Below are 17096 nucleotides of genomic sequence, written 5' to 3'. Positions count from 1 at the left end.
TGGTTGCATGCCCGAAGCGACCTCCACCGTCACCATCGCCGACCTCGCCACCCACGCGGACGCCGAGGCCTTCCGCACGCTCAACGAGGCGTGGATCACCCGGTACTTCACCCTCGAGGACGAGGACCGCGTGTTCCTCTCCGATCCCGTCGGCCGCGTCGTGGAACGGGGCGGGGCCGTCCTGGTCGCCCGGCTCGACGACCAGGTCATCGGGTGCATCGGGGTCGTGCCCACCACCCCCGGCGTGTTCGAGCTCGTGAAGATGGCGGTCTCCCCCGACCACCAGGGGCACGGCACCGGGCGGAAGCTCATCACCGCTGCGCTCGACCGGGCGCGCGAACTCGGCGCACGCCGCATCGACCTGGAGAGCAACGCACAGCTCGCCAGCGCCGTGCACCTGTACGAGGCGTTCGGGTTCCGGCACCTGCGCGAGGACGAGGTCGCCCCGAGTCCGTACGTGCGAGCCGACGTGCACATGACCCTCGACCTGCACTGACGTTCGACCTGCGCTGACGTTCGACCTGCACCGCCGTTCGACCTGCACTGACGGCAGCCCGGTCCCGGTACGCTCGCGGCATGGCGACGTACGAGGTGCAGGCGGTCCGCGAGGCCGGCGCGTGGCAGGTCTTCATCGACGGCTTCATGGTGACCGAGGTGTCCCGGTGGCCGTCCGTCGGGTTCGTGGCCCGCGAGCTCCTCGCGATGGACCGTGACGACGACCTGCGCATCCGCGTCGTCGGCCGCAACCAGTACGTGGCCTGACCGCAGCGGAGCGCGATGACCAGGTCGGTCAGCGAGCCGCGGCGACCAGCTGTTGTGCTCGCTGGTGCGAGACGTGGAGCAGTGGTCCGATCTCACGCACCGTGAGCCCGGACTCGTGCAGGACCAACGCCGCGGCGGCCGTCTCCTTTGCCGCCTCGATGCGTGCGCGCTCGGACTCCTCGCGGAGCGCGACCGCCCGATCCAGGTGCGCCTGCGCCGCTTCGGGCATCGCCACCTCGACGACGAGTTCGAAGGACTCCGGATCGCGGTCGTCGTTCATCAGCGAGAGCCAGTCGCGGGCCATCAGCTCGATCTCTCGTTCGCGCTTCGCCTGCGTCCGGATGACGCCGTCGATCCAGATCACCCAGTACTTCCCGTCGCGCTCGGCGCGAACAGTGTGTCGGCTCATTCCCGGCCTTCTCCCCGATGTTGACTCGGCCGATCGGGTAAACCGGTCCACGAGTTCCGCGCGCTTCACGCTAAGCGTCCAATCGGGATTGGGCAAAGCTGTCTACTCGAAGTAGACAAGACCTCTCGGCTGGGTCAGCGGCATGCACTCAGGCAACGTGCCAGACCAGCCCCTCCTGTGCGCTCGACGGGTACGCCGAGGCGATCCGGAACACGGCCTCACGCAGGGTCTCCGGTGAGCACGCCAGGTTGAGCCGGACGAACCCACGCCCCTCGGACCCGAACCCCAACCCGGAGTTCAGCGCGACGTACGCGTTCTCACGCAGCGGCACCGCGGGGTCGTCACCGAGGCCGATGCCCCGGAAGTCGAGCCACGCCAGGTACCCGGCGCGCGGCCGCGTGTAGACGACCCCGGGCAGGTGCTCGGCGAGCAGCTTGGCGAGCAGCCGGTCGTTCGCCACGATGCGCGCCACGACGTCGTCGAGCCAGTCCGTCGCCAGGGTGAACGCCGCCAGGTTCGCGTGCAGCCCGAGGATGCTCGTGCGGCAGGCGACCTCCTCCCACAGGGTGTCGAGGAGCGCGGCGGTCCGGGGATCGCCAGCGACGATGACCGAGCACTTCACACCGGCGAGGTTCCAGCCCTTGCTCGCCGAGGTCACGCACACGCTCCGGGCACCGAGCGGCTCGGCGACGGCGGCGAACGGGGTGAACTGCACGCCGGGGTGGGTCAGGGGTGCGTGGATCTCGTCGCTGATGACGAGGACGTCGTACTTCGCAGCGAGTTCGGCGATCGCGACGAGGTCGGCCCGGTCGTGCACGAGCCCGACCGGGTTGTGCGGGTTGCAGAGCAGGAAGACGCCGACCCCGCCGGCGAACGCCCGCTCGAGGCCCTCCAGGTCGAGCCGGTACTGCCCCCACTGCTCGAGCAGCGGGACCTCCTCGACCTGACATCGGGCCTCTTCGACGAGCTCGAAGAACGGCGGGTACACCGGCGGTGTGATCGCGACTCGGCCGCCGTCAGGCAGCGCGAGCCGCAGCGACTCGACGATCCCGACGCTGACGTCGGTGGCCAGGTGGATCCGCGACGGATCGATCTCCCAGCCCCAGCGGTCCAGCGCGAACTGCGCGAACGCGGGAGCGAGCGGCCCGGGGCCGTCGAGGTACCCGAGGTCGGACTGCGAGACCCGTTCGATCAGGGCCTGCCGGATCGCCGGCGCGACGTCGTGGTCCATCTCGGCGACGAACAGGGGCAGCACGTCGGGCGCGTACCGCGTCCACTTGATGCTCGTCCGGACCCCGCGGAGCGTGCCAACCGGGTCCTGCTCGTCGCTCGCCATGCGTCCCAGCATGCCCCTGCCAGGAGGCCCGGCGCGACTCCCGACGTCATCCCACGTCGTCTTCGGGTGGGGTGACGGCCGGGGGCCGCCCCGTCGGCTTACTGTCGGCAGCATGAGCACGAGCACCGCCGACAAGGCCGTCACCCTGAAGCAGCTGCACGAAGCCCCCGAGATCCTGCGCGTCGTGAACGTGTGGGACGCGATCACCGCCAAGGTCGTCAGCGACCTGCCCGGCACGAAGGCGATCGCCACCGCCGGGCACTCGATCGCCGCGTCGTACGGGTACGAGGACGGCGGCATGCCCCTCGACCTCGCCCTGTCCGGAGCCGCGATCGTCGCCGCTGCCACGGACCTGCCGGTCACCGCCGACCTGGACGACGGCTACGAGGACCCCGCCGAGACGATCCGCCGCGCCATCGGCTCCGGCATCGTGGGTGCCAACGTCGAGGACCGGCTGCGTCCCTTCGACGAGGCGGTCGCCCGCGTCGCCGCGATCACCGCAGCGGCAGAGGCCGAGGGCGTCGACTTCCAGCTGAACGCGCGCACCGACGCGATCGTGCGCGGCGGCGAGCGCCCGGTCGACGAGAGCATCGAGGACGCAATCGCCCGCGGCAAGGCGTTCCTGGACAACGGCGCCGCCCTGGTCTTCGTGCCCGGCGCGGTCGAGCGTTCCGTGGTCGAGCGACTCGTCGCCGGTCTGGGCCGCGGCAAGCTCTCGGTCATCGGCCTGCCCGGCGCCCTGCCCGCCGCCGAGTACGAGGCGCTCGGCGTCGCCCGCATCTCCTACGGCCCGCTCACGCAGCGGGTCGCGCTGCGCGCGCTCCGCGACCTGGCGACCGACCTGTACGCCGACGGCGTCGTGCCGGAGGACACCCCGACCCTGAACTGACGGAGCAGACGGACGGGAGGCCCGTGGCGGTGTCGCCACGGGCCTCCCGTCCGTCCTGTGGTCACGTCACGCGACCCGCTCAGCTCAGCCGAGCGCCGGGTACAGCGCGGGCGTGGTGCGCGCGTGCGTCTCCTGCTCGAAGGCGTAGCCGAGGCCGATGACCGTGCTCTCGTCGAAGGAGCGGCCGAGGAACTCCAGGTTCACGCCGGCACCGGTGATGGTGTTGTCGGCAGCGGTCGCCTGGCCCATCGGGACGGTGATCGCCGGCATGCCGGTGTTCGGGCTGAGGCGCATGTTCGTCGACTGCGTGCCGTACGGCGTGCCCGACGGGTAGACGAGCGCGTCGAGGTCCTGGTCGTCGAGCATCTGCGTCACGAGCTGCTTGCCGGTGGCGAGCTGCGTCGTGTGCGACCCCGTCGGTCCGGCCCACGCCTGGTACTGCGTGTCGGTGATCAGGTCGCGCGACTGGTAGGTGCTCTTGCGGCTCGGCACGTACTCACCCGAGGCCAGGATGCCCTGCAGGGAACGCGCGGTGACGTCGGGGTCGAGGTGCTTCGCGACGTACTCGTCCAGGTCGTGCTTGAACTCGTTCGTGCTGCCGCTGCCCTCGGACAGGACCCGGTTGAAGGCCGTCGTCGCGGTGATCGGGACGACGGTGGCACCGGCGGCCTCGAGCTTCGCGACGGAGGCGTCGAACAGGCGCTTCGTCGTGGCGTTCGTGCCGACCATGCTCGTCACGTAGCCGATGCGGGCGCCCTGCAGTGAGTCGGCGTCGAGCGACGACGTGTACGACGTCGGCACCTTGCCGGCCTGCGCAGCCGTCGCCGGGTCCGCCGCGTCCACGCCGGTGACTGCGTCGAGCGCGACCGCCGCGTCGGTGACCGAGCGGGTGATCGGGCCGCCGGTGTCCTGCGACAGGGCGAGCGGGATGATCCCGTCACGGCTGGTCAGTCCGACCGTGGGCCGGATGCCGACGAGCTGGTTGTACGTCGACGGCACGCGGATCGAGCCGCCGGTGTCGGTGCCGAAGCCGATCCCGGCGAGGTTCGCGGAGATCGCCGCACCGGTGCCGCCGCTCGAGCCACCGGCCGTCTGCGCCGTGTTGTACGGGCTGGCGACCAGGAGCGACGAGCCGGCGGGCTGGTTCGACGAGAACTCGGAGACGAAGCCGAAGGCGAACTCGTCGAGGCTGGCCTTCGCCAGGATCACGGCGCCGGCGTCGCGGAGGCCGGTGACCATGGCGGCGTCGGTGTCGGTTTGGTTGTCGTCCCAGCAGCCGCAACCACCGGTGGTCGGCATGTCCTTCGTGTCGTAGTTGTCCTTCACAGCGATCGGCACGCCGAGCAGCATGCTCGTCATCCCGTGCTCGGCGCGCTCGGCGTCCGCGGTCTTCGCGGCGGCCAGGGCGTCGGCGTTGGTGGTGACGATCGAGTTGAGCGCGCGCCCGGTCGACGCGGTGTCGGCCTTCGTGCGGTCGTACGCGGCGATGCGGTCGAGGTAGTCCTGCGTGATCGCGACCGACGTGGTGACGCCGGCGTTCATCGCGGCCTGCATGTCGATGGTCGACGACTCGACGAGCTGGAACGGGCCGTCGTCGTAGATCATCCGCTGGGACAACCCGGCCAGGTCCGCGACGGTGATGGTGCCGTCGGCGTCGGTGTCCGCGGCGCTGACCGTCGCCCAGTCGGTGCTCACGGTCGTCGCACCGAGGTGGTCGGTGAGCACGGCGAGGTCGGCATTCGTCACCTGGTCGTCGCCGGTCAGGTCGAGGTCCGTGTAGTACGGCGCGAGCATGGCGGCGGGGCTGGCGTCGACGGCTGCGGGTGCTGCAGCGGCCGTGATCGCGGGGGTCGCGGCGAGGACGGTGCCGACGAGGGCGATCAGCGATGCGCCGGCGACGGTGGTGCGCTTCTTGCTGGAGGCCCGCTTCGTGGCGGCCTGCTTCGTGGCGGTCATGCGGAGGCTCCGGTGCGGTCGCGGCGGGCACGACGGGCCCGCAGGGTGATCAGGGTGCCGCCGGCTGCGAGCAGGGCGATGGACGCGGCGATCCACGGCGCGACGTCCGCGCCCGTCCAGGCGAGGTCGCCGCCGGTCGGACGGTCGCCCCCGCCGACTCCCGCCACGGCGGTGGCGCCGTCGGTCGGGTCGGTGCCCGGTGCCGTCGGGTCACCGGGGACAGTGGGTGCATCCGTGCCGCCACCGGCACCGGGCTGCGTGGTCGCGCCCGGCGTCGGCGTGGCCGTCGGGGCGGTGGTCGCGGCCGCGGCGACCACGACGGTGGTGCTCGCCGGGTCGCCGAGGGTCGTCGACGTGCCGTCGGAGCCGACGAGGGTGATGCTCGTGACGTCGAGGTCGACGCTGCCGACCGCGGTCGGGGTCAGCGAGATCGAGGTGGTCAGGTCGCCGTCGAGTGCCGGCGAGGTGCCGAGGCGGGTGTGCACGATCGTCAGGGCGTCGCCGTCCTGCTCGACAGTGTCGAAGCCGCCGTCCGGGCCGGTGACGCTGTCGTCCCGGTACTCCACCGAGTCGGCCTCGAGCGTGATCTCGTACGCGTAGACGTCGGCGGTGTCCGGGATCGTCAGGTCGACGTCGAACGCCGTGCCGACGGTCACGGTGGCCGGGGCGTCGATGGTGGCGGTGGTCGCGGTGGGCGCTGCCTGGGCCGGAGCGGCCGTCAGGACGGCGAGGCCGAACGCCCCGGCGGCGACGAGCGTCGAGGAGACGATCGTCGCGCGTGGGCGCAGCCGTGGTCGGTGCTGCATGGGCGCAGTTCCTTCGGGTGGGGTGGAGGGGTGCTGAGCGGGTACTCAGTGAACCGAAAGCTAACGGGGCGCTGTTTCCGGTTCTGGCCCGGCACGTTTCCGCCCCGTTACGGCTCGTTCCTGCCGCTACTGTCGTGCTATGTCGGTCGATGTCGAAGCCCTGCTCACCCCACCCTCCCCCGTCGCTGCACGGGCGTTGGACGTCGTCCGCACCTGGTCCTCCCCCGCGCTGGTGAACCACTGCCTGCGCTCGTGGGCCTGGGCCGTCCTGCTCGCCCCGACGGTCGACCTCGAACCGGACCCCGAGCTGCTCTTCGTCGCGACGATGCTGCACGACCTCGGCGTGACCCCGTCGTTCGACGCCCACCGGGTGCCCTTCGAGGACGCCGGCGGCGCGGTCGGTTCGGTCTTCGCGCTCGGTGCCGGGTGGGACGCCGTACCAGCCCGTCGGGTCGGCGAGATCATCGAACGGCACATGTGGCGGTCCGTCGACCCGGAGCTCGACGCCGAGGGGCACCTGCTCGAGGTCGCGACCTCGCTCGACGTCTCCGGCGTGGGCTTCGACAGGTGGTCGTCCGACGACCTGCGGGACATCACGGCCGCGCTGCCCCGTCTGGACTTCTCGGCGTCGTTCGACGGGCTGATCCACGAGCAGGCTTCGCGCAAGCCCTCCTCGGCCGCGGCTCGCCTCGACGGCTCGGGCAACGTGGCCGCCGGCGGAGACCGCTGGACGGCGTTCCTGGCGTCCTGACGCTCGGTCCGGTCGCTCGCTGGACTTCTCGGCGGGGTGGGCGTATAGTCTCTGGTTGGTGCACTGCAGCGAACCCATCTGACTCGCGCACACCACCCTCTCGACACCGACTCACCCGAGTCGCATTCCACTCGAGACACCGCTCGATCCGAACGGACGAGCTGCACGTTGAAACTCGACGTGCGCGCCCCGCACTCGATGCGTCGCGCTGGACTGAGACGTCCGCCGACACCGAGTCGCCCTGGCGCCGAATGACCAGGAAGTACAGCACCATGACCAGCAACGAACGAATCACCGTGTTCGGGACCGCACTCGCGGCCCCGACGATCACCCCCGACCGCATCGCCGAGTTCCCGGTGCGCGACGACCGCTCGCAGCGCGAGTACCTCGTCCGCATCGCAGCCGACGACCTGGGGACCTTCGTCACCCGGGGCACCCGGCTCGACGCCGTCGGCGAGGCCGGCTGGACCGTCCCGGGCCGCTCCTGGGCGGGCGAGGCCAGCCGCACCCTGCTGCAGGCACAGTCCGTGCAGGCGGGCGAGATGGCCCTCGCGGCCTAGGTCCGACCAGCACCACCACGAAGCGCCGCCGAGTTCGCTCGGCGGCGCTTCGTCGTTCCCGGGGCAGCCCCGGTGCGACGCGTCAGTACTCGCCCTTGATCACGAAGAACGAGCCGCGGATCGTGCCCGCGAGCTTCGACCGCTGCCGGGCGAACTTGAACTTGTCGGCGAGTTCCTCCGGCACTTCCATACCGTCGGAGAGCTTGAACCCGACCGCACGCTTGCCGCCCGGTTCGAGCGTGTAGAGCACGTTGATCGCCAGGCCGGACTCGTAGAAGACGTAGGTCCAGCGGACGCCGTCGACCAGCGCTTCCGTGGCTTCGAGCGGCGGGGACGCGATCACGAGCCCCCGCTCCTCCACGAGCACGCGGGCGACGTACTCGACCAGCTCGGGAGCCTCGACGGCAGGACGTGTGGTGAGGTCGTGGTCGTACTTGTTCTTGAAGTAGCGGGCCTCGTTCGCACGGAGTCCGGCGAGCGCATCCACCACCGGCGAGGTCTCGAGCCCCACCGTGGAGACGTTCACGAAGTCGACGACGTACGGCATGGGGGCCTCCTCGGGCACTGGACGAGCCGAATCTAGTCCCCCATGCCACTTCATCCGCAAGGGCGAGTCCCTTATAGTCGGGAGCTATAAGGGAGGTCGCCATGCGGGTCGAACGTGCCGCGGAACTCATCCGCGCCGCCCGCGAAGACCTCGGCCTCTCGCAGACCGGTCTCGCTGCCGCCGCCGGCATGCAGCAGCCCACCATCTCGGCGTACGAGAGCGGACGGAAGCGGCCGCGCCCGGAGTCGCTCCGGCGGATGCCGACTCCATCGGTCGGCTTCACTCGTACCCGTCGAAGCGGTAGCTGATCTGTGGGTCGTACAGCGGCAAACCCAGGTCGACCACCGCCGAGATGACGACGTTCCACTGCTCCGGCTCCATGCCGTAGCAGGTCGTGGTCACCATCTGCGGGCTGTAGCTCACGTCGAGCGCGCCGCGGTCCCCCGGCCCGGCGAGCATCGTCTGGTCTGCACCGTCAGCGCGGGTCCTCTCGACGGCCCAGTCCGGGAAGGCGGCGATGAGCGCAGCCTCGACGGCCTCGTGGTCGATGGCCTCGAGTTCGGGGACGTGCTCACCCTCGACCAGGCACTCGTACACCTGCGCGGAATCGAGTCGCTTGCTCGTGCGCCAGAAGGCGAACTGTTGACTCATGCGTCCCCCGACCTAGTTGTTGAAGCGGAACTCCACCACGTCGCCGTCCTGCATGACGTAGTCCTTGCCCTCGATGCGAGCCTTGCCGGCAGCGCGGGCCTCGGCGATCGAGCCGGCTTCCATCAGGTCGTCGAACGAGATGACCTCGGCCTTGATGAAGCCCTTCTCGAAGTCGGTGTGGATGACGCCGGCAGCCTGGGGAGCCTTCCACCCCTTGCCGATCGTCCACGCACGGGCTTCCTTCGGACCGGCCGTCAGGTAGGTCTGCAGCCCGAGGGTGTCGAACCCGATGCGGGCGAGCTGGTCGAGGCCCGACTCGGTCTGCCCGGTCGACTCGAGCAGTTCGGCGGCGTCGGCCGGGTCGAGGTCGATGAGCTCCGACTCGACCTGGGCGTCGAGGAACACGGCCTGCGCCGGAGCGACGAGCGCGGCCAGTTCGGCCTTGCGGGACTCGTCGGTCAGGATCGCCTCGTCGACGTTGAAGACGAAGATGAAGGGCTTGGCGCTGAGCAGGCCGAGCTCGGCGATCGGCGAGAGGTCGATCTTCGTGGCGGACAGCAGCGTGCCCTGCTCGAGCGCGGCACGGGCTTCGCGAGCGGTCTCGAGCACGATCGGCTCGGTCTGCTTGAGCTTCACGGTCTTCTCGTACCGCGGGAGCGCCTTGTCGATGGTCTCCATGTCGGCGAGGATCAGCTCGGTGTTGATGACCTCGAGGTCGTCCTTCGGGGAGACCTTGTTCGCCACGTGCACGACGTCGTCGTCGGTGAAGCCGCGGACGACCTGCGCGATGGCGTCGGCTTCGCGGATGTTGGCGAGGAACTTGTTGCCCAGGCCTTCGCCCTCGCTCGCGCCCTTGACGATGCCCGCGATGTCGACGAACGACACCGGCGCCGGCACGGTCTTCTCCGAGTGGAAGAGCTCGGCGAGCTGGTCGAGCCGCGAGTCGGGCAGGTTGACCACCCCGACGTTCGGCTCGATCGTCGCGAACGGGTAGTTCGCGGCGAGGACCTGGTTCTTGGTCAGGGCGTTGAACAGGGTCGACTTGCCGACGTTCGGGAGACCGACGATTCCGATGGTGAGAGCCACGGAAGAAGAGCCTACCGGCGGCGGCCTGTCGGAGCCGACCCGGGCCTCCAGTCCGTCCGTCAGATCAGCGGACGCAACCCGCTCGTCGGAGGCCGCAGCAGGGCCGTGATGCGGCGCTCGACGACGTCGAGGACGTCGGCCTGCAGCCGCTGCGATCGCCGCCAGTCCCCCGGCACCTGCAGCGAGTGGTCGGCATGGTCGACGGTCTGGAGGCGCGCAGCCGTCCCCGAGACCCGCTCGGGCCGCCACATTGTGTCGTCTCCACCCCCGATCGCGACGTGCGCGTCGCTGGCAGCGGCGAGCGCTGCCGCGACGTCGTCGTGGGTGAGGACCGGCGTCAGCCAGACCCCGGGCACCGCGTGGCGGATCGCCCACGGCAGGGCGAAGCAGCCGAACGACTTCGCGACGACGAGGTCGGGCAGCCGGTCCCCCAGTGCCGCGGCAACAGCGGCCTCGACGAACCCGACCGGATCGGCACCGGCAGCGTCGTCCACGTGCCAGCGAGGCGCGATGACCTCGCACCCGGCCGCGGCGGCGATCTCGCTCGTCCACCAGAGCAGCGGCGCCTGCTGCCCGTACCCGGCGCCGGCGAGCACCAGGACGAGCGGACGTCGGTCGGCCTCGTTCCCCATGCGCCGACAGTAGCCACACGCAACGCCGACGGGAACCGAGGGCGATGTCGGCACCCCGTGCGACGATCGGGACCGTGCCGTTGAACTTCACCGCGATCGACTTCGAGACCGCCAACAGCTCGCCCGCCAGCGCCTGCTCCGTCGGGCTCGTGAAGGTCCGAGCCGGCCGGGTCGTCGATCGGGCGTCGTGGTTCATCCGCCCGCCGTTCGGGCACGACGCGTTCCTGGAGTGGAACACCCGGATCCACGGCATCGTCGCCGAGGACGTCACGCACGCCAAGACGTGGGAGCAGCAGTACCCCGACCTGGTGGCCTTCGCCGAGGGTGACGTCCTGGTGGCGCACAACGCCCGCTTCGACATGGGCGTCATCGCCGGTGGGTGCTCCGCGACGGGCATCGACCTGGCCGAGCACCACTCGCTGTGCTCCCTGGCGGTCGCCCGCAAGACCTACACGCTCGACTCGTACCGGCTGCCGGTCGCCGCGATGGCCGCCGGGTTCGAGGGCTTCCAGCACCACGACGCCGCCGCCGACGCCGAGGCCTGCGCCGCGATCGTCGTGCACGCCGCCGGGCACCACGGGGTCGAGACGGTCGAGGCGCTCGGCGCGGTGACCCGGGTGACGATCGCCCCGGTCCGCGCGCGTGCCGAGAAGCCGAAGGCCGCGAGCCAGCCGCGGCTGTCGAACCGGCCGATGGTGTTCGCCGACTGAGAGTCTGCGCTGGCTGACGGTGTTCGCCGACTGACGCAACGCCCGCTGCGCGCGGCCGGGGTGCCACATCCCCGGTGGTATTGTCACGACAATGCCGTCGGCACCGACGCCGGCATCTCCGCACGTGTGAAGGACCGCGATGACCAACGAAGGCCAGCTGCCGTCCGACCTGTTCATGGACCTGGACCGGTCGGGTCCCATGCCCCTCTACTTCCAGGTCGCCTCGCGCATCGAGGAGTCGATCCGCTCCGGCGCGATGCCACCAGGGGCCCGGCTCGAGAACGAGATCGCCCTCGGTGAGCGTCTCGGTCTGTCGCGGCCGACGATCCGTCGCGCGATCCAGGACCTCGTCGACAAGGGTCTGCTGGTGCGCCGCCGCGGCATCGGGACCCAGGTCGTACACGGGCCGGTGACCCGCAAGGTCGAGTTGACGAGCCTGTACGACGACCTGGCGCAGGGTTCGCAGGCTCCGGCGACGAAGCTCCTGCAGCGCAACGACGTCCCCGCGTCCGACGAGGTCGCCGCGGCACTGAGCATCGAGCCCGGCACGACCGTCGCGCACATCCGGCGGGTGCGGTTCGCCGAGGACGTCCCGATGGCGATCCTCGAGAACTACCTGCCGCCGGAGTTCCTCGACCTGACCGACGAGGACCTGCAGGCGTACGGGCTGTACCAGCTGCTGCGCGGCCGAGGTGTCACGATGCGGGTGGCGAAGCAACGGATCGGGGCCCGTGCGGTCACCGACGAAGAGGCAGGCCTGCTCGAGATCGAGGACGGCGACCCGGTGCTCACGATGAGCCGCACCGCGTACGACGCCTCGGGCCGTGCGGTCGAGTACGGCGTGCACTGCTACCGCCCGGACCGGTACTCGTTCGAGGTCACGCTCGTCGACAAGTAGGTCGCTCGGCGAGAGGTCAGGACACACTGTCAGCGATGCGTCGAGTGGTCACGAACTGTCGCCCGGACGCCCGGCAACCGACAGTTCGTGACCACTCGGCGGAACTGAGCGGGGTGTCGTGACCACCCCGCACCCGCACCACTTCAACCGAGCGCGGGCACCCCGAGCTCACCGGTGACGTACTGTGCACGCCCGAAGCCGAACGACCAGTCCTGCGGCCCGTTCTCGACGTAGCCGATGAAGACGTCCTCGGACGCGACACCGACCGCCGCGAGGGCGTCGTGGATCGCCCGGTACAGCGCCGCCTTCGCCTCGTCGGTCCGCCCGCGCTGCGTGAACACCTGGATGACGATGACACCCTCGGTGCGCTCGAACCCCAGGCCGGCGTCCTCGGCGATGATCTGCTGCGCCGGGTGCTCGGTGATCACCTGGAACCGGTCACGCACCGGGATCCCGTACACGTCGACGATGGCCTGGTGGATGGCGTCGGCGATGCCACGGACGGCTTCCGGCGTGCGGCCGGTGGCGAGGTCGATACGGACGAGCGGCATGGTGCCTCCTGGTTGCTCGGACTTTGTCCTTACATACTAACAACCGGACGCGGCCACGTGTCTAGAACCTCGGCGTCGGTGCCCCGTACGTCAGCGGCCCGTCGACACGAGCGACGTCGTGCCACGCGCCGTCGACCAGCGAGGCCTCCGCCGCCTCGACGATCGACGCCGCGGCCAGCCCGTCGGCGACCGAGGGTGCGAGCTGCTCCCCGCGCTGCACGCTCGCGATGAACTGCGCCGCCTCGATCGTCTTCAGGTCGTCGTAGCCCATCGCGGTCCCGGCGCCGGGCTGGAAGCGACCGAAGTCACCGTCCCCGGGAGCGACGTAGTGCGTCGCGTACCCGTCGATCTCTTGCCCGTCCAGGTACACCTCGAGCTCGTTGAGGCGTTGGAAGTCCCACCGGACCGAACCGCGGGTGCCGTAGATCTCGAGCGTGTACTCGGCGTGCGGCCCGCGCATGACCCGACTCGAGTCCATCGTGCCGACCGCACCGTCCTCGAACCGGAACAGCAGGGCGGCGTAGTCCTCGTTCTCGACGGCACCGAGCTCGCCGGTGGCCGCCGCACTGCGGTCGACGATGCCGGCACCCGGGCGGGGACGCGACTCGATGAACGTCTCGGCGAGCGCACTGACCGAGGCGATCCGGCCGACCACGTACTGCGCCAGGTCGAGTCCGTGCGACAGCAGGTCGCCGAGCACACCCGATCCGGCACGCTCACGCTCGAAGCGCCAGGTCAGCGGGGCCGCCGGGTCGGAGGAGTAGTCGGCGAGCAACGACCCACGGACGTTCGTGATGCGTCCGAGCCGCCCGCTGCGGACGAGCTCGCGGGCGCGCTCGATCGCCGGGGCGTGCCGGTAGTTGAAGCCGACGCTCGTGATGACGCCGGCCCGCTGCACCGCCTGGTGGATGGAGCGCGAGTCGCTGGCGTACCGGCCCATGGGCTTCTCGATCCAGAACGGCTTGCCCGCCTCGGCCGCGGCGACGGCCATCTCGCGGTGCAGGAAGTTCGGCGAACAGATCGACACGACGTCGACCGCCGGGTCGGCGAGGACCTCGTGGTAGTCGGCGACGGCCCGCTCGTACCCGAGCCGCGTCACCGCCTGGTCGCGTGCCGCCTCGATCGGGTCGGCCGCGACGACGAGCCGCGGCTGGACGCCGAGCTCCGGGAAGTGGTCCGGCAACGCTCGGTAGGCACGCGAGTGCAACCGCCCCATCCAGCCGACCGAGATCAGCCCGACGCCGATGCTGTCCATGGAGAACTCCTTCGTTCAGGTGACGCGCATTGGAGCGCGACAACGAGCGTAGCCGATGCGGCGGACTTTGTCAGCACATGACGCAACCGCCTGGAGGCCCGGTGCCGGTCTCGGGGACCGGCACCGGGCCTCCAGGCTGGTGCGTCAGCGCGCGGGGCGCGACCCGTGGTTCCGACTGCGGATCGCACCGCGCATCAGATCGCGTCTCAGACCGCGTTTCAGATCGCGGGGACGATGATGTCGCGGACCAGGGCGTCGAGCTTCGCGTCGGCGTCCAGGAACTGCCGGAGCGTCGTCACGGTCGCACCGAAGCGGTCGAACTCGTCGATCGTCATGCCGTCCACGTCGTAACCGCGGGCGAACTCCGGCGTCGCGGCCCGGAGCGCCTCGATGACGTGCACGGGGACCTCGTCGTCGATGGCGTGCGGACGGAACGGGAACGCGTTGTCGTTGATGTCCTTCGTCCACTGGAACGGCGGCGACACCACCAGGTCCCCGCCCTGGAACTCCGACCACTGCAGCGCATTGCGGAACGCGGCGACCAGCACGCGCGACCGGAACCCACGCTCCTGGAAGACGCGGTAGGCGTTCTTCACCGCGGCGACACCGGCCCACTCGAGGATGCCCGGGTCCACCATCACGTGGTCGCGCTTGACGACGGTCTTCAGCCAGTCGTCGAAGCGGCCGGCCATCAGGGTGACGACGTGGCCGAACTCCTGCTCCGGCAGGCCCTCGGCAGCACGGCGGTCGAGGGCGCGCTCGATGGCCTCGCCCACGGCGACGACCTGCGGCACGGTGAACGACACCGTCGCGTTGATGGAGACCCCGCGGTAGGCGGCTTCCTCGATCGCGGCGATACCGACCTTGGTGGCGGGGATCTTCACGATGATGTTCGGCGCGAGCTGCGAGAACCGGACGGCCTGCTCGACGAGCGCGTCGGCATCGCGGTGGAACCGGGGGTCGGTCTGCATGGACAGTCGACCGTTCCGGCCGCCGGACGCCTCGAACGCGGGCAGCAGCTGCGCCGCGGCGGCGATGGAGAGCTCCTCGACGGCCTTCCAGCCGATCCAGGACTCCCCCGCCGTCGGGTGCTCCTCGGCGATCTCGCGGATGCGCGGGACCCAGGTCTCCGGGTCCTGCTGGATGCAGGTGTACGCGATCACCGGGTTGCAGGTCGCACCGACGGCACCGTACTCGTGGATGGCGGTCGACAGTTCGCGCGGATCGGCGGAGTCGTTCCACAGGGCGGTCGGGGTCTGCTCCGCGGCCTGCAGGGTGACGGGACGGGAGTCGGCGTCGGTGGACGCCTGCGTCTCGAGGGTGGTGGTCATCGGTGGAGTCCCTTCGTGATCGTGTCGAGCTGGAACCGCGACACCGCGTCGGCGTTCTCGTCCTCGGCGAAGACGCTCGAGACGGCGACGGTGTCCTCGCGCGCCGAGAAACCGACCCGGTCGAGTGCCGCCCAGAAGGCGTCGAAGTCGACGTCCGCCTGGCCGACCGGCAGGTGCTGGTGCACGCGGACCGGGTTGCCGGGCGGGTTCGTGATGTAGCGCAGGCCGTGCGAGCGGCGGTGGTCGTACGCGTCGGCGACGTGGACCAGCTGCAGCGAGTCACCGGCGGCGTCGATGATCTCGTCCATGTTGCCGCCGTAGTGGAACGTGTGGCAGGCGACGTAGACGAAGCCGACGTGCTTCGAGTTCAGGCCGCGGATCACCCGGAGCGCCTCGAGCCCGTCCTCGACGAAGTCGTCGGGGTGCGGGTCGATGAGCACACGGATGCCGGCGTCCTCGATGATCGGCAGCAGTTCCTCCATCGACCGGTAGAACTGGTCCTCGGACTCCTCGGCACGCTCGGGGCGGCCGGAGAACTCCGTGTTGATGGTGTCCACGCCGAGGCGCTTCGTGATCTCGATGACCCGCTTCCACTTCCGCACCGCAGCCTGTCGGGCGTCCTCGTCCGGGCCCGACCAACGCAGCACCGGCAGCACGCTCGCCACCTGGACCCCGGCGTCACGGCAGGCCGCGGCGAACGCGTCGACCAGGTCGTCGTCGGCCTTGGGGTGCCGGTAGAAGGGGATGAAGTCCTTGTGCGGGGTGAGCTGCAGGTACTCGTAGCCGAGCTCCGCAACCTTGCGCGGGAACTCGAGCAGCGACAGGTCGTGGTGGAACGGGGTCGGGTCGAGCGCGATCTTCGGCATCGATCAGGCCCCGGCGAGCGCGGCGGTCGCGTCGCTCGTCGCGTCGCTCGTCTCGTCGTAGAACGCCGGCTTCGTGACCGCGTACTCGACCACTTCGTGCGCGCCGGACTGCTGGGCCCGGACCGCGACCTCGGCGACGACGGAGGCGGTGTAGCCGTCCCAGGCACTCGGCCCGTCGATGCCGCCGGTCCGGGCCGCGTCGACCCAGCGCTGGACCTCTTCGTCGTAGGCGGCGGCGAACCGCTCCTTGAACGACGGCGTGACGCCCTGCGAGGTCGCCCCGGCTGCGGCGAGCGAGAGCGAGGTGTCGCGGCCGATGTAGGCGACGCCGGACTCGAACACGGCGTCGGTGGTGACCTGGTAGCCGAACTGGGCGTTGACGTTGATCTCGACGATCGCCATGGTGCCGGACTCCGTGGTGAACAGGACGAACTGCGGCTCGGGCAGGTCGGCCGGCGCCAGGGAGTTCTTGCGCGGCTTCTTCACCTCGACGCTCGTGATCGCTTCGCCGGTGAGGAACGGGATGATGTCGATCTCGTGGATCACCGAGTCGTGGATGAGCATCGACTCGCTGAAGTTCGGCGGCGTCGTCGGGTTGCGGTGCGCGTGGTGCAGGGCGAGCAGGGCGCCGTTCGCCCCCGACTCGCGCAGGGCCTTGAGCTCCTGGTACCCGGCGTCGAACCGGCGCATGAAACCGACCTGGATGACGGGCCGGGCGGCGTGCTGCTGCTCGAGCTCGACGATGCGCAGCGAGTCCTCGGCGCTGGTCGTCAGCGGCTTCTCGCACAGGACTGTGAGTCCGCGCTCGAGCGCGGTCACCAGGATCGGCTCGTGCAGGAAACCGGGCGTCGCGATGATGACGGCGTCGATCTCGGTCTGCTCGAGCGCCTCGTCGAAGGACGCGGCGGTGATCGCGCCGGGCGCCAGGGCGGCTGCCGCAGCGGCGCGGGCCTGGTCGGGCTCGACGACGGCGACGACGTCGGCGTTCGAGATCTTGGCGGTGATGCGGCGGACGTGGTCGGCGCCCATCATGCCGGCGCCGACGACGGCGACGCGGAGGTTCTGCGTGGTGGTCATGGTGGTGTTCTCCTGGTGGTTGT

The 17096-nt window shown here is 70.4% G+C and carries 21 protein-coding genes; 8 read left to right on the top strand and 13 right to left on the bottom strand.

From position 1 onward, the window contains the following. The first annotated feature begins 7 nt into the window (after positions 1-7). On the top strand, positions 8-496 hold the full coding sequence (locus tag DEJ29_RS04595) for a GNAT family N-acetyltransferase (protein ID WP_111094734.1): 489 nt from the start codon (positions 8-10) through the stop codon (positions 494-496). 80 nt (positions 497-576) lie between these two features. Next, positions 577-762 carry a hypothetical protein gene (locus DEJ29_RS04590; protein ID WP_017887087.1) on the top strand — a complete coding sequence of 62 codons (186 nt, stop codon included), beginning with the start codon at positions 577-579 and terminating at the stop codon, positions 760-762. A gap of 28 nt (positions 763-790) precedes the next feature. Here DEJ29_RS04590 and DEJ29_RS04585 read toward each other — a convergent pair whose 3' ends face one another. Together DEJ29_RS04585 and DEJ29_RS04580 are read right to left on the bottom strand one after the other, a co-directional pair. Next, positions 791-1171: a hypothetical protein gene (locus tag DEJ29_RS04585; RefSeq protein ID WP_111033251.1), complete on the bottom strand. Its 381-nt coding sequence runs from the start codon at positions 1169-1171 to the stop codon at positions 791-793. Between the two features lie 148 nt (positions 1172-1319). Beyond that, positions 1320-2507 carry a MalY/PatB family protein gene (locus tag DEJ29_RS04580; protein WP_245164561.1) on the bottom strand — a complete coding sequence of 396 codons (1188 nt, stop codon included), beginning with the start codon at positions 2505-2507 and terminating at the stop codon, positions 1320-1322. 112 nt (positions 2508-2619) lie between these two features. On the opposite strand from DEJ29_RS04580, the gene DEJ29_RS04575 reads away from it, so the two are divergent. Further along, positions 2620-3396 (top strand): isocitrate lyase/PEP mutase family protein, encoded by a 777-nt coding sequence (locus DEJ29_RS04575; protein WP_110864425.1) that lies wholly within the window; start codon positions 2620-2622, stop codon positions 3394-3396. Positions 3397-3480: 84 nt separating this feature from the next. Here the strand turns inward: DEJ29_RS04575 and DEJ29_RS04570 are convergent, their stop codons facing one another. Together DEJ29_RS04570 and DEJ29_RS04565 are read right to left on the bottom strand one after the other, a co-directional pair. Then, the gene (locus DEJ29_RS04570; RefSeq protein ID WP_111094733.1) at positions 3481-5352 is read right to left on the bottom strand and encodes an amidase family protein; all 1872 of its coding nucleotides are present in this window, start codon (positions 5350-5352) and stop codon (positions 3481-3483) included. Then, positions 5349-6158 carry a hypothetical protein gene (locus tag DEJ29_RS04565; protein WP_111094732.1) on the bottom strand — a complete coding sequence of 270 codons (810 nt, stop codon included), beginning with the start codon at positions 6156-6158 and terminating at the stop codon, positions 5349-5351. The genes DEJ29_RS04570 and DEJ29_RS04565 overlap by 4 nt, the downstream gene beginning before the upstream one ends. A 139-nt stretch (positions 6159-6297) precedes the next feature. Here DEJ29_RS04565 and DEJ29_RS04560 point away from each other — a divergent pair, with 139 nt between their 5' ends. Together DEJ29_RS04560 and DEJ29_RS04555 are read left to right on the top strand one after the other, a co-directional pair. Beyond that, on the top strand, positions 6298-6909 hold the full coding sequence (locus DEJ29_RS04560) for an HD domain-containing protein (protein ID WP_111094731.1): 612 nt from the start codon (positions 6298-6300) through the stop codon (positions 6907-6909). 272 nt (positions 6910-7181) lie between these two features. After that, the gene (locus tag DEJ29_RS04555; RefSeq protein ID WP_017887091.1) at positions 7182-7469 is read left to right on the top strand and encodes a hypothetical protein; all 288 of its coding nucleotides are present in this window, start codon (positions 7182-7184) and stop codon (positions 7467-7469) included. Positions 7470-7551: 82 nt separating this feature from the next. Here DEJ29_RS04555 and DEJ29_RS04550 read toward each other — a convergent pair whose 3' ends face one another. After that, on the bottom strand, positions 7552-8016 hold the full coding sequence (locus DEJ29_RS04550) for a DUF8821 family protein (RefSeq protein WP_111094730.1): 465 nt from the start codon (positions 8014-8016) through the stop codon (positions 7552-7554). Positions 8017-8117: 101 nt separating this feature from the next. Between DEJ29_RS04550 and DEJ29_RS04545 the strand changes: the two genes are divergently transcribed. Beyond that, entirely contained in the window at positions 8118-8324 is a 207-nt protein-coding gene (locus DEJ29_RS04545; RefSeq protein ID WP_111094729.1) for a helix-turn-helix domain-containing protein, read from the top strand. On the opposite strand, the gene DEJ29_RS04540 is transcribed toward DEJ29_RS04545, so the two are convergent. Genes DEJ29_RS04540 through DEJ29_RS04530 form a run of 3 tightly spaced genes read right to left on the bottom strand, consistent with a single transcriptional unit; the run spans position 8296 to position 10385 of the window. Next, the gene (locus DEJ29_RS04540) at positions 8296-8667 is read right to left on the bottom strand and encodes a hypothetical protein (RefSeq protein ID WP_111094728.1); all 372 of its coding nucleotides are present in this window, start codon (positions 8665-8667) and stop codon (positions 8296-8298) included. The genes DEJ29_RS04545 and DEJ29_RS04540 overlap by 29 nt on opposite strands. A gap of 12 nt (positions 8668-8679) precedes the next feature. Next, positions 8680-9753 (bottom strand): redox-regulated ATPase YchF, encoded by a 1074-nt coding sequence (gene ychF / locus DEJ29_RS04535; RefSeq protein ID WP_027464533.1) that lies wholly within the window; start codon positions 9751-9753, stop codon positions 8680-8682. Between the two features lie 59 nt (positions 9754-9812). Next, a complete protein-coding gene (locus tag DEJ29_RS04530; RefSeq protein WP_111094727.1) occupies positions 9813-10385 on the bottom strand; it encodes a hypothetical protein in 573 nt (190 codons plus the stop codon). 74 nt (positions 10386-10459) lie between these two features. On the opposite strand from DEJ29_RS04530, the gene DEJ29_RS04525 reads away from it, so the two are divergent. Next, positions 10460-11095, top strand: a complete 636-nt coding sequence (locus DEJ29_RS04525; RefSeq protein WP_111094777.1) for an exonuclease domain-containing protein — start codon at positions 10460-10462, stop codon at positions 11093-11095. Between the two features lie 139 nt (positions 11096-11234). Continuing rightward, complete coding sequence (locus DEJ29_RS04520; RefSeq protein ID WP_027464530.1) at positions 11235-11993, top strand: GntR family transcriptional regulator; 759 nt, start codon at positions 11235-11237, stop codon at positions 11991-11993. Between the two features lie 143 nt (positions 11994-12136). On the opposite strand, the gene DEJ29_RS04515 is transcribed toward DEJ29_RS04520, so the two are convergent. From DEJ29_RS04515 to DEJ29_RS04495, 5 genes are all read right to left on the bottom strand, one after another. Next, entirely contained in the window at positions 12137-12544 is a 408-nt protein-coding gene (locus tag DEJ29_RS04515) for a tautomerase family protein (RefSeq protein WP_111038829.1), read from the bottom strand. Positions 12545-12605: 61 nt separating this feature from the next. After that, positions 12606-13799, bottom strand: a complete 1194-nt coding sequence (locus tag DEJ29_RS04510; RefSeq protein ID WP_071405738.1) for a Gfo/Idh/MocA family protein — start codon at positions 13797-13799, stop codon at positions 12606-12608. 218 nt (positions 13800-14017) lie between these two features. Further along, positions 14018-15130 carry a transaldolase family protein gene (locus tag DEJ29_RS04505; RefSeq protein WP_111029577.1) on the bottom strand — a complete coding sequence of 371 codons (1113 nt, stop codon included), beginning with the start codon at positions 15128-15130 and terminating at the stop codon, positions 14018-14020. Next, positions 15127-15996: a sugar phosphate isomerase/epimerase family protein gene (locus DEJ29_RS04500; protein WP_110864413.1), complete on the bottom strand. Its 870-nt coding sequence runs from the start codon at positions 15994-15996 to the stop codon at positions 15127-15129. The genes DEJ29_RS04505 and DEJ29_RS04500 overlap by 4 nt, the downstream gene beginning before the upstream one ends. Before the next feature lie 3 nt (positions 15997-15999). Continuing rightward, positions 16000-17073, bottom strand: a complete 1074-nt coding sequence (locus DEJ29_RS04495) for a Gfo/Idh/MocA family protein (RefSeq protein ID WP_110864412.1) — start codon at positions 17071-17073, stop codon at positions 16000-16002. Positions 17074-17096 lie beyond the last annotated feature (23 nt).

The sequence above is a fragment of the Curtobacterium sp. MCPF17_021 genome, assembly GCF_003234605.2.
GTDB lineage: Bacteria > Actinomycetota > Actinomycetes > Actinomycetales > Microbacteriaceae > Curtobacterium > Curtobacterium flaccumfaciens.
Note: the sequence above shows the minus strand (reverse complement) of the source record. Positions and strands in the feature narration are given on the sequence as shown.

Bases quoted from the DNA above. Each gene is read 5' to 3' on its own strand.
- DEJ29_RS04590 (WP_017887087.1), top strand. From the start codon at position 577: ATGGCGACGTACGAGGTGCAGGCGGTCCGCGAGGCCGGCGCGTGGCAG.
- DEJ29_RS04520 (WP_027464530.1), top strand. From the start codon at position 11,235: ATGACCAACGAAGGCCAGCTGCCGTCCGACCTGTTCATGGACCTGGAC.
- DEJ29_RS04570 (WP_111094733.1), bottom strand. From the start codon at position 5,352: ATGACCGCCACGAAGCAGGCCGCCACGAAGCGGGCCTCCAGCAAGAAG.
- DEJ29_RS04580 (WP_245164561.1), bottom strand. From the start codon at position 2,507: ATGGCGAGCGACGAGCAGGACCCGGTTGGCACGCTCCGCGGGGTCCGG.
- DEJ29_RS04515 (WP_111038829.1), bottom strand. From the start codon at position 12,544: ATGCCGCTCGTCCGTATCGACCTCGCCACCGGCCGCACGCCGGAAGCC.
- DEJ29_RS04505 (WP_111029577.1), bottom strand. From the start codon at position 15,130: ATGACCACCACCCTCGAGACGCAGGCGTCCACCGACGCCGACTCCCGT.
- DEJ29_RS04530 (WP_111094727.1), bottom strand. From the start codon at position 10,385: ATGGGGAACGAGGCCGACCGACGTCCGCTCGTCCTGGTGCTCGCCGGC.
- DEJ29_RS04565 (WP_111094732.1), bottom strand. From the start codon at position 6,158: ATGCAGCACCGACCACGGCTGCGCCCACGCGCGACGATCGTCTCCTCG.
- DEJ29_RS04575 (WP_110864425.1), top strand. From the start codon at position 2,620: ATGAGCACGAGCACCGCCGACAAGGCCGTCACCCTGAAGCAGCTGCAC.
- DEJ29_RS04545 (WP_111094729.1), top strand. From the start codon at position 8,118: ATGCGGGTCGAACGTGCCGCGGAACTCATCCGCGCCGCCCGCGAAGAC.
- DEJ29_RS04495 (WP_110864412.1), bottom strand. From the start codon at position 17,073: ATGACCACCACGCAGAACCTCCGCGTCGCCGTCGTCGGCGCCGGCATG.
- DEJ29_RS04550 (WP_111094730.1), bottom strand. From the start codon at position 8,016: ATGCCGTACGTCGTCGACTTCGTGAACGTCTCCACGGTGGGGCTCGAG.
- DEJ29_RS04560 (WP_111094731.1), top strand. From the start codon at position 6,298: ATGTCGGTCGATGTCGAAGCCCTGCTCACCCCACCCTCCCCCGTCGCT.
- DEJ29_RS04500 (WP_110864413.1), bottom strand. From the start codon at position 15,996: ATGCCGAAGATCGCGCTCGACCCGACCCCGTTCCACCACGACCTGTCG.
- DEJ29_RS04510 (WP_071405738.1), bottom strand. From the start codon at position 13,799: ATGGACAGCATCGGCGTCGGGCTGATCTCGGTCGGCTGGATGGGGCGG.
- DEJ29_RS04595 (WP_111094734.1), top strand. From the start codon at position 8: ATGCCCGAAGCGACCTCCACCGTCACCATCGCCGACCTCGCCACCCAC.
- DEJ29_RS04540 (WP_111094728.1), bottom strand. From the start codon at position 8,667: ATGAGTCAACAGTTCGCCTTCTGGCGCACGAGCAAGCGACTCGATTCC.
- DEJ29_RS04585 (WP_111033251.1), bottom strand. From the start codon at position 1,171: ATGAGCCGACACACTGTTCGCGCCGAGCGCGACGGGAAGTACTGGGTG.
- DEJ29_RS04555 (WP_017887091.1), top strand. From the start codon at position 7,182: ATGACCAGCAACGAACGAATCACCGTGTTCGGGACCGCACTCGCGGCC.